This is a genomic window from Actinophytocola sp., from assembly GCF_035942955.1.
Classification (GTDB): domain Bacteria; phylum Actinomycetota; class Actinomycetes; order Mycobacteriales; family Pseudonocardiaceae; genus DASYTH01.
In genome coordinates this window covers 1-9114 of the sequence record NZ_DASZCQ010000113.1, presented here as the reverse complement: position 1 = coordinate 9114, position 9114 = coordinate 1, and the positions used below count along the sequence as shown (strand labels likewise).

The following is a 9114-nucleotide window of genomic DNA, read 5'->3' as shown; positions in this document are numbered from 1 at the left end:
GTCCGGCGCCGGGTGATACTCGGGCGGATCGGCGCTGCTCGTTGCGCTGCCGAGCAGCGTCGCCGCCGAGCCCAGCGCCGCCGCGGCGAGGATTCCCCGCCGCGACATTCGTGGAAGTTCGCTCATACGCACATGTTTTCGCGTGCGGACCGGCCGGCGCCCTAGCCCAGAGGCCAGTTCTCGGCCGAACTCACAGGTGTCCGGCGTGGACACCGGCGCGGTTCAACCGCGCGACGAGCTGGGTCCGGTCGCGGCAGCCGAACTTTCGCAGGATGTTCGAGACGTGGTATTTCACGGCGCTCACGCTGACGTACATCGTGGCGGCGATCTCCGCGTTCACCCGGCCCTCCACCAGCAGCCGCAGCGCCTGCCGCTCGCGTGCCGTCAGCGGCGTCAGCAGCGCCGTGGGATCGGCGGGCGCGCCGGTGGGAAGGCGCGCGAGAAGCTGGCGGGCGAGCCGGGGCGAGATCCAGCCGCCCCGGCAGAGCACGTCCCGGATCGCGCGCCGGAAGTCCTCGATCGGATCGTCGGCCAGGATCAGCCCGCGCGCGCCGGCGCGGACGGCGGCGTCCAGCAGGCCGGGGTCGGGCCGCTCGAGCACCGCGACGACGGCGGCCGGCCGCACCGCGTCTCCTACGTCCACAAAGGACAGATCGATCGCCGGGCCCCGGCCGGCGCACAGTTCCGCCCATGGCAACCCGCGCACCAGGCGGTCGAGCCGGTCCCGCAGCGCGATGCCGCGGACCGAGACGGCCACCCTGATCCGGGCACGATCCCGGCACTCCCCATTGGTCAGCACGGCGCGACGCTAAGCCAGGCCACTTACATGCCCGTTACATCCGCCAGCTCGCCCGGTTCCGCCGGGGCCGGCGGGCCGATCCCGAGCTGCGCCAGCACGTCGCGGGCCCGCGCCTGGCCGAGCAGGCTGCCGGTGCGGGTGTGGGTCGCCAGGGCCAGCCGGGCGAGCTCGGTCGCGCGCCGGGGGCGTCCGGCGGCCAGGTGGATGCCGGCCAGCGCGCCGAGCACCCGCCCCTCCACCAACACCAGGCCGCACTCGTGGCACCGGGCGAGCGCCTGGCGGGCATGCCGCAACGCGTCACCGCCGTGGCCGAGCGCCCGATCGGTCAGTGCGGTGGCGAGCAGCGCCTCGGCCTCGAGCCGGGCGTTGCGCTGCACGCGCGCCAGCTCCAGCGCCCGCCGGGCGTGCTCGCTCGCCTCGTCGAGCCGGCGCGACCGCCGGCAGGTCTCGGCAAGGCGGATCCGTGCGGCCGTCTCGTTGAGCCGGTCACCGGTCCGCTCCGCCACGCGCAATGCCGTCTCGGCAAGGCCATGGGCGTCGTCGAACCGCGACCGCTCGATGGCGATCTGGGCCAGCTCGGCGAGGGCGCCGGCCTCGCCGTGCTGCTCGCCGCTGGCCCTGATCGTCGCCAGCTTCCGCTCGAACAGCTCGGCCGCCTCATCGATCTCGCCGAGCTCGCGGAGCGCGATCCCGAGGTTGTGCAGGGTGATGTGCTCGTAGGACGGGTCACCGAGCTCCCGGTACAGCCGCAGGGCCTCGCGGTGGCAGGTCACCGCGTCGGCCAGCCGCCCGGCGTGCAGGTGCACGGTTCCGAGGTTGTTCAGCGCCGCGCCGGCGCGAGCGACGTTGCCGAGGCGCTGGTTGATGGCCCGGCACCGCTCGAGGCACCGGGTCGCGGCGTCGAGATCGCCCAGCTCGGTGTGCAGGATGGCCAGGTTGGCCAGCGCGCCGACCTCGCCGTCGGTCCACCCGGCCCGCCGGCTGAGCTCCACCGCCCGCTCGCAGTGCTCGAGGGCCCGCGGGACCTCGGCGAGCGCCGTCCGGGCCGTCGCGAGCCCCAGCTCCGCGGCGGCGTGCCCGCCGAGGTCCCCGGCGAGCCTGGCGGCGTCCCTGGCCGCCTCGGCCAGTCGCAGCCCGTCGGCCGTGTGCCGCCAGCGGAAGAGGTACATGCGCAGCGTGTCGGCAAGCAACCAGGTCACCTGACCGCGCCCGTGCCCGGCCGCGTGCAGCGCCGTGGCGACCAGGTTGCCCCGCTCCCGGTCCAACCAGTCCACCGCGTCGTCGAGCCGCAATGCGTCTACAGTGGATGGAGGCAGCGGCAGCCGCAACGCCTGCGGGAAAAGCGTTCGGGCGGCGGCATCCGCCGTGGCGAGGTACCAGTCGGACAGTCGGGCCAGCGCGGCCGCACGCTCTGCCTCGGCGTCCTCCCGCTCGGCCAGCTCGGCGGCGTACGCGCGGAGCAGGTCGTGGCAGGAGTACCGGTCCGCATCGGGCTCGGTGAGCAGGTGGCTCGCGGCCAGCCGGGACAGCAGCCGGGCCGCCTCGTCCGGGGAGCACCCGGCGAGCACCGCCGCGGCCGCCGGCGTCAGGTCGGCCCCCGGGATCAGCCCGACCAGGCGGAACATCCGCCGGGCGCCGGGTTCGAGCCACTGGTAGGAGTGGGCGAACGTCGCGGCGACCGCGGCGTGCGGATCCCCCTCGACGGCGAGCCTGGTGAGCCGGTCGGGCTCGCGAAGCTGCCCGGCGTAGCGCGCGAGCGAGAGACCGGGGCGGGCGATCAGGTGGGCGGCGACGATGCGCAGCGCGAGCGGCAGGCCGGCGCACGCATCGACGATGCCGGCGACGGCCGCCCGCTCACCGAGGATCCGTTGCGCCCCAAGAGTTTCCTGCAGCAGCCGGAGAGCGTCGGGCGCCTGGAGCACGTCAAGGCGCACCGGTACGGCTCCGTCGAGCGCGACCAGCCCGTCCATCCGGTCCCGGCTCGTGACCAGCACCAGGCAGGTCGGCGCGCCGGGCAGCAGCGGGCGCACCTGCGCGGCGTCGAGGGCGTTGTCCAGCAGGACGAGCATGCGCCGGCCGGCCACAGTGGACCGGAACAGCGCGGCGGCCTCGTCGAGGCGGGTCGGCAGGTCGCCGGCCGGGACGCTGAGCGCCCGCAGGAACCCGGTCAGCGCCTCGAGCGGCCGGATCGGCGCGGCGCCGGAGTACCCGCACAGGTCGACGTGGAGCTGACCGTCCGGGAACCGGCCGGCGACCCGCTGCGCCCACCGCACGGCGAGGGTGGTCTTGCCGACCCCACCGGGACCCACGATCGCGCCGATCGCGTTGCTCCCGCCGCCGAGCAGCCCGTCCAGCCGGCGGAGCTCGGCGCCGCGACCGACGAACGTGCCGGCCGCGGCGGGGAGTTGGGCCGGCGCCGGTCGCCGGTCGGCGGCCCCGCCCGCGGCGGCCGGCACCTCCTGGCGCAGCACGCGCAGAAGCGCCCGGCTCACCTGGCGGCTCGGGTCGATGCCCAGCTCCTCGCGCAGGCGCACACGCAGGCTCTCGTAGGCGGCGAGCGCGTCGGCCTGGCGTCCGGACGCGGCGAGCGCCTCGATCCACACGCCATGCGCCGGCTCGTCCAGCGGGTGCCGGTCGACGAGCGGCCCGAGCAGGGACACCGCCCGTGCCGGCTCGCCGGCCGCCACCCAGGCCTTGGCGCAGTCCACCGCGACCCGCAGCCGGGCCTGCTCGAGCTCGTTCCGCTCGGCCTCGGCGGCCGGCACCCCGTCCAGCGCCGGCCCGCGCCACAGTGCCAGGGCCGAGTCGAGCGCCCCTGCCCGGTCGGCATCCGGCAGGGTCGCGGCGCCGGCGACGATCTCGTTGAACCGGTCGAGGTCGCACCCGCCCGCGTCGAACCGCAGCGCGTACCCCGCGGGGGTCCGGACCACCGTCACGGCCGGGCCCGCCGCGTCCCGCAGCCACGCGCGCGCCCGGTGCACGAGAACGCGTAGACCGGTTTCGTTGTCGGGATCCCGCCACAGCCGCTCGGCCAGCGCGGCGTCGGACATGCCACGCTGGCCGGCAACCGCCAGCATCCCCAGCAGTGTCCTGATGCTCCTGGCCGAGGGAACGACGAGCCGACCGTCGATCCGCACCGCCACCGGCCCGAGCACCAGGACGTCGACCGGCGAGCTCAACGTTGGGACGAACCACACCAGTCGTAGCACTTGACCGCGACGTGGTCCGGGCCCGCGCCGCTCTGGCCGGCCGGCACCGGCGCCCCGGCGCTACCGAACCCCGCGGCCGCCGCGATCACGGCCACCAGCACTCTGCGCAACCGGCTCTTCATCAACGATCAACTCCCTCCCCGCGCACGGATTCGAACGGGAGAATCATTCAGGCCCCGCGGGTCGGCGACTATTCCCTTTGCACGTGGGCGAAAAGGCGCAGCCAGGCGGTCAGGTGGCGGTGTGGTCACGATCCGCGCGCGGCCGGCCGGTGGCCAGCTCGGCGCCCAGCGGCGTGGCGGTGTGCAGCACGGAACCGCCGTGCCGCCGGGTGACGAGCAGGCCGGCCGCGCGCAGGGCCGCCGCGTGCCGGCTGGCCGACGACGGGGACGTGCTCGCCCCCCGGGCAAGCTCGGTCGTGGTGCAGCCGTCCAGCACGGACCGCAGCACCGCCGCCCTGGTCTCGCCGAGCAGCCGCGCAAGGGCCCGCCGGTCCGGCCGGGGCTGGGCCGGGGTCAGCCACCGGGGATCGTGCTCGACCGGGTACACGATCACCTGCGGCAGCTCACGATCGATGATCGTCTGCGGGTTGAGCTGGGCGAAGTACGACGGCACCAGCCTCAGGCCGCGCCCGTCGAGATGGATCTCCCGGTTCGACGGGTGCCGGCCGAACTCCAGCACCGGCCGGCGCCACCGCAGCATCGGCGCGAAGCTGTCCAGCAGCCCGTCGATCCCGTGCTCGCGCAGAATCCGCCGGCGCATCGCCAGGTCCCGGTGCACGTGGACGCGCAGCCGATCCCAGTAGGGCGCGACCGCCCACCGGTGGTACGCCCGCAGCACGTCACCCAGCTCGGCAAGCGCACCGGCCCGCCCGGCGGCCAGATCGGCCAGCCAGGCCCCGGCGCCCGCGTGCCCCGCCAGCCGGCCGATCTCGGTGCCCAGCCGCCGCCGCGGCGTGCCAAGGATCGTCTCCACCCCCGCGTCCAGGCCAAGCGCGCCCTCGGGCGGCGTGAGCAGATCGGGGTAGTACGACGCGTGCGGGGCGATCGCGAACAGCCGGGCCCGCACCCGCGCCGTCAGGTCGGCCCGCCGCAGATCCGCGGCCACCTGCCGCCGCCACTGCCCGAGCACCACCCGCCCGTACCGCCCCTGCAGCGCCTGCACGCTGTTGACCAGCTCCCACAACGGATCCGCGTCGTCGGCCAGATGCGTCAGCGCCAGGTCCCGCGCAGTGAAATGGATCCGCACGCCGCCTCCCGGTCACCCGCGGGTCGCACCGCGATCCTAGGGCCAGGGGCCGGCGGCGCGGGTCCGAATGGGACGGCTACCAGGCGTACGCCTCGGGGGCGGGTTTGGCGCCGTTGGGGGCGGGCGGCGGGAACAGCTCGTCGAGGCGGGTGAGGGTCTTCTCGTCGAGGGTGACCTCGAGGGCGCGCAGGGCGGAGTCGAACTGGTCGGGGGTGCGCGGGCCGATGATGGGACCGGTGACGCCGTCCTGGTGGAGTAGCCAGGCCAGGGCGAGCACCGCCGGGTCCTCGCCGAGGTCGGCGGCGAGCTTCTCGTAGGCCTCGATCGTGTCGCGGTGCTGGGCGAGCCGCTCGGCTTCCCAGCCGGCGGTGCTGCGTGAGGTCGCGCCCTCCCGCTGCTTGCGCAGGACGCCGCCGAGCACGCCGCCGCCGAGCGGGGACCACGGAATGACGCCGATGCCGTAGTGCCGGGCCGCGGGCAACACCTCGAGCTCGACCCAGCGGTACAGCAGGTTGTACAGGGACTGCTCGCTGACCAGGCCGACCATGTGCCGGTCCCGGGCCGCCTCCTGGGCCGCGGCGAGGTGCCAGCCGGCGAAGTTCGAGGAGCCGACATAGAGGATCTTGCCCTGCTGCCGCAGGACCGACATCGCCTCCCAGATCTCCTCCCACGGCGTGGACCGGTCGATGTGGTGCATCTGGTACAGGTCGATGTAGTCGGTCCGCAGCCGGCGCAGCGACGCGTCGCAGGCGCGGCGGATGTTCAGCGCCGACAACCGGTTCTCGTTGGGCCAGTCGCCCATCGGGCCGTACAGCTTGGTGGCCAGCACGGTGCGCTCGCGGCGGCCGTCGCCGGTGGCGAACCACCGGCCGATGATCTCCTCGGTGACCCCCTTGCCGACCTGGCGGCCGTAGACGTTGGCGGTGTCGAAGAAGTTGATCCCGTGCTCGTGCGCGCGATCCATGATCGCATGACTGTCCTCTTCGGACGTTTCGGGACCGAAGTTCATCGTGCCCAGCACGAGGCGGGACACGGACAGACCGGTGCGGCCGAGGTGCGTGTATTCCATGATATCCAACCTACCGCCGGAGTAACTCCAGCTCAGCGCACGCGGATGCCGTGCTGCCATACGGAATGCGTGAGTGGGACGCCGGGCCGGTAGGCGAGGTGGGTGGCCGAGGGCGCGTCGAGGACGTGCAGGTCGGCGCGCGAGCCGGGGCGCAGCAGGCCGATGGCGCCGGCGCCGGTGTCGCGGCGCAGCGCGCGGGCCCCGCCGAGCGTGGCGGCGCGGACGGCCTCGGCGACGGTCAGCTGCATCTGCAGCACCGCGGTGGCGACGCAGTAGGCCATCGACGTGGTGTACGAGGAGCCGGGGTTGCAGTTGGAGGCCAGCGCGACGGTGGCGCCGGCGTCCAGCAGGGTTCTCGCCGGCGGCAGCGGCTGGCGGGTGGACAGGTCGCAGGCGGGCAGCAGCGTGGCCACCGTTGCCGACCCGGCCAGAGCATCCACATCGGACGGTGTGAGGTAGGTGCAGTGGTCCACGCTGGCGGCGCCGAGCTCGACGGCGAGACGGACGCCGGGGCCGAAGCCGAGCTGGTTGCCGTGCACGCGCAGGCCGAGGCCGCGGCGCCGGGCGGCGGTGAGGATGGCCCGCGACTGGTCCTCGTCGAACGCGCCGGTCTCGCAGAACACGTCGGCCCAGCCGACGTGCGGGGCCACGGTGTCGAGCATCTCGCCGCGGACCAGGTCGACGTAGTCGTCCGCGGCCCAGCCGGGTGGCACCAGGTGGGCGCCGAGGAAGGTGACCTCGTCGACATGGGCGGCGGCGAGGCGGGCCGAGCGCAGCTCGTCGGCGACGGTCAGCCCGTAGCCGGTCTTGGTCTCCAGGTAGGTCGTGCCCTGGGAGATGGCCTCGGCGACGTGCCGGCGCAGCACGTCGGACAGCTCGGCGTCGGTCGCGGCCCTGGTGGCCGCGACGGTCACAGCGATTCCCCCCGCGGTGTAAGGCTTTCCGGCCATCCGGGTGGCGAACTCCTCGGTCCGGTCGCCGGCGAAGACGAGGTGGGTGTGGCTGTCCACCCAGCCGGGCAGCACGGCGCGGCCGTCGAGGTCGACCCTGGCGTCGGCGGCCGGGGCGCGCACGGCGGGCCCGACCCAGGCGATCCGGTCGCCGTCGATCACCACGGCGGCGTCGGAGATCTGGCCTAACTCCTCGTCGTTGGTGGTCAGCTCACCGATCCCGGTGATCACCGTGATCATGCCAAGAGCCCCTCGATCGCCTCCGACAGCAGCCGCCCGACGTCACCGAGCTGCTCGTGGCGGCCGTCGCGCGCCACGATCCTCCCGCGGGACACCACGGCGTGCACGTCGGCGGCGGTGGCCGCGAGCACGAGCTGGTCCGGCGCGCAGCCGGCGGTCCGGGGGCTGTCCAGCCGGATCGCCACCAGGTCGGCCGGCGCGCCGACGGCGATCCGCCCGCCACCCGTCCAGCCGAGGCTGTCGTGCCCGGCCGAGGTCAACGTCGTGACCAGCTCCGCGGGGCGCAGCCGGCCGCGCTGGCCGGAGCGCAGCCGCTCGCCGTGCTCGAGCGCCCGCGCCTCGAGCAGCGGGTCGACGACCGCGTTCTGGTCGGTGCCGAGGGACATCGGGCAGCCGGCGTCGATCAGCTCGCGGGCCGGGCCGATGCCGTCGGCAAGGTCGGCCTCGGTGGTCGGGCAGAAGCACACCCCGGTCCCGGAAGAGCCGAGCAGCTCGATGTCCTTAGTGGACAGATGGGTGGCGTGCACCGCCGTTGTGCGCTCGGACAGCACCCCGGTCTCGGCGAGCAACTCGGCCGGCGTGCGACCGTACGCCTCGAGGCAGGCCTCGTTCTCGGCGGCCTGCTCGGACAGGTGCACGTGCAGCGGCCGGCGCGGATCCGCCGCGCCGATCGCGACGAGGTCGTCGCGGGACACCGCCCGCACCGAGTGGACCGCCAGGCCGACCAGCATCGACTCGTCGCCACGCAGCGCGGCCACCCGCTCCGCCCAGGCATCCACCGAGCCGTCGGAGAACCGTTGCTGCTCGGGGGTCAGCGGCGTGTCGATCCCACCGGTCAGATAACACGTGTCCAAAAGGGATAGTCGAACACCGGCGTCGAGCGCCGCCTGGCGCAACGCCTCGGCCATGGCGTTGGGATCGTCGTAGCGCGATCCGTCCGGCGCGTGGTGCAGGTAGTGGAACTCGCCGACCAGGCAGATGCCGGCCACCACCATCTCCGCGTACACCGCCCGCGCCAGCGCGAAGTACCGGTCCGGGTCGAGCCGCATGGCCAGCGCGTACATCTTGTCCCGCCAGGTCCAGAACGTGCCGCCGTCGACGTGCGTGCGGCCGCGCAGCGCCCGGTGGAAGGCGTGCGAGTGCGCGTTGGCGAAACCGGGCAACACCACCCCGGCCAACCGGTACGCCCACGGCGGCGCGTGCTCCGCCGTCGACACCGCGCCGATCGAACCCTGGTCGTTGACGACGACCAGAACACCGTCCCGAATGCCGTCCGGCAGGGCGGCCCGCTCACACCAGTAGGTCGTCGTCATCTCGCCAGATGCTCCAGTACCATCGCCAACGCCGTCACACCCGCCGCACAATCGGCCGGCTCGGCATACTCGGCCGGCGCATGACTGACCCCCGTCGGATTACGCACGAACAACATCCCCGCCGGCACACACCCGGCCAAAACCCCGGCATCATGACCGGCCCCGGTCGGCAACGCGGGCACCCCACCCAGCGCACCCGCCAGCTCGTCGCGCAGCCGCGCGTCGAAGCGCACGGTGTCGCCGTACGACTCCTCGACGACGCGGACGGCGCAGCCCTCGGCGGGGG

Annotated in this window: 8 protein-coding genes; all 8 read right to left on the bottom strand. The window is 74.3% G+C overall.

Annotated features, from left to right (window positions below):
* Window positions 1–190: 190 nt before the first annotated feature.
* Window positions 191–799, bottom strand: coding sequence for a response regulator transcription factor (locus VGX25_RS11240; protein ID WP_326917597.1), 609 nt, complete (start codon window positions 797–799; stop codon window positions 191–193).
* A gap of 23 nt (window positions 800–822) precedes the next feature.
* A complete protein-coding gene (locus VGX25_RS11235; RefSeq protein ID WP_326917596.1) occupies window positions 823–3978 on the bottom strand; it encodes an ATP-binding protein in 3156 nt (1051 codons plus the stop codon).
* A complete protein-coding gene (locus VGX25_RS11230; RefSeq protein ID WP_326917595.1) occupies window positions 3975–4130 on the bottom strand; it encodes a hypothetical protein in 156 nt (51 codons plus the stop codon). The genes VGX25_RS11235 and VGX25_RS11230 overlap by 4 nt, the downstream gene beginning before the upstream one ends.
* Window positions 4131–4239: 109 nt before the next feature.
* Window positions 4240–5256 (bottom strand): ArsR family transcriptional regulator, encoded by a 1017-nt coding sequence (locus VGX25_RS11225; protein WP_326917594.1) that lies wholly within the window; start codon window positions 5254–5256, stop codon window positions 4240–4242.
* A 76-nt stretch (window positions 5257–5332) separates the two neighbouring features.
* Complete coding sequence (locus VGX25_RS11220; RefSeq protein WP_326917593.1) at window positions 5333–6325, bottom strand: aldo/keto reductase; 993 nt, start codon at window positions 6323–6325, stop codon at window positions 5333–5335.
* 32 nt (window positions 6326–6357) lie between these two features.
* A complete protein-coding gene (gene hutI / locus VGX25_RS11215) occupies window positions 6358–7515 on the bottom strand; it encodes an imidazolonepropionase (RefSeq protein ID WP_326917592.1) in 1158 nt (385 codons plus the stop codon).
* A complete protein-coding gene (locus VGX25_RS11210; RefSeq protein WP_326917591.1) occupies window positions 7512–8828 on the bottom strand; it encodes a formimidoylglutamate deiminase in 1317 nt (438 codons plus the stop codon). The genes hutI and VGX25_RS11210 overlap by 4 nt, the downstream gene beginning before the upstream one ends.
* Window positions 8825–9114, bottom strand: a 290-nt coding sequence (locus tag VGX25_RS11205; RefSeq protein ID WP_326917590.1) for a M20/M25/M40 family metallo-hydrolase, incomplete at its 5' end; no start/stop codon positions are given. The genes VGX25_RS11205 and VGX25_RS11210, both read right to left, overlap by 4 nt.

Excerpts from the sequence above, each read along its gene's own strand:
- VGX25_RS11230 (WP_326917595.1), bottom strand. The coding sequence starts at position 4,130 with ATGAAGAGCCGGTTGCGCAGAGTGCTGGTGGCCGTGATCGCGGCGGCC.
- VGX25_RS11220 (WP_326917593.1), bottom strand. The coding sequence starts at position 6,325 with ATGGAATACACGCACCTCGGCCGCACCGGTCTGTCCGTGTCCCGCCTC.
- hutI (WP_326917592.1), bottom strand. The coding sequence starts at position 7,515 with ATGATCACGGTGATCACCGGGATCGGTGAGCTGACCACCAACGACGAG.
- VGX25_RS11210 (WP_326917591.1), bottom strand. The coding sequence starts at position 8,828 with ATGACGACGACCTACTGGTGTGAGCGGGCCGCCCTGCCGGACGGCATT.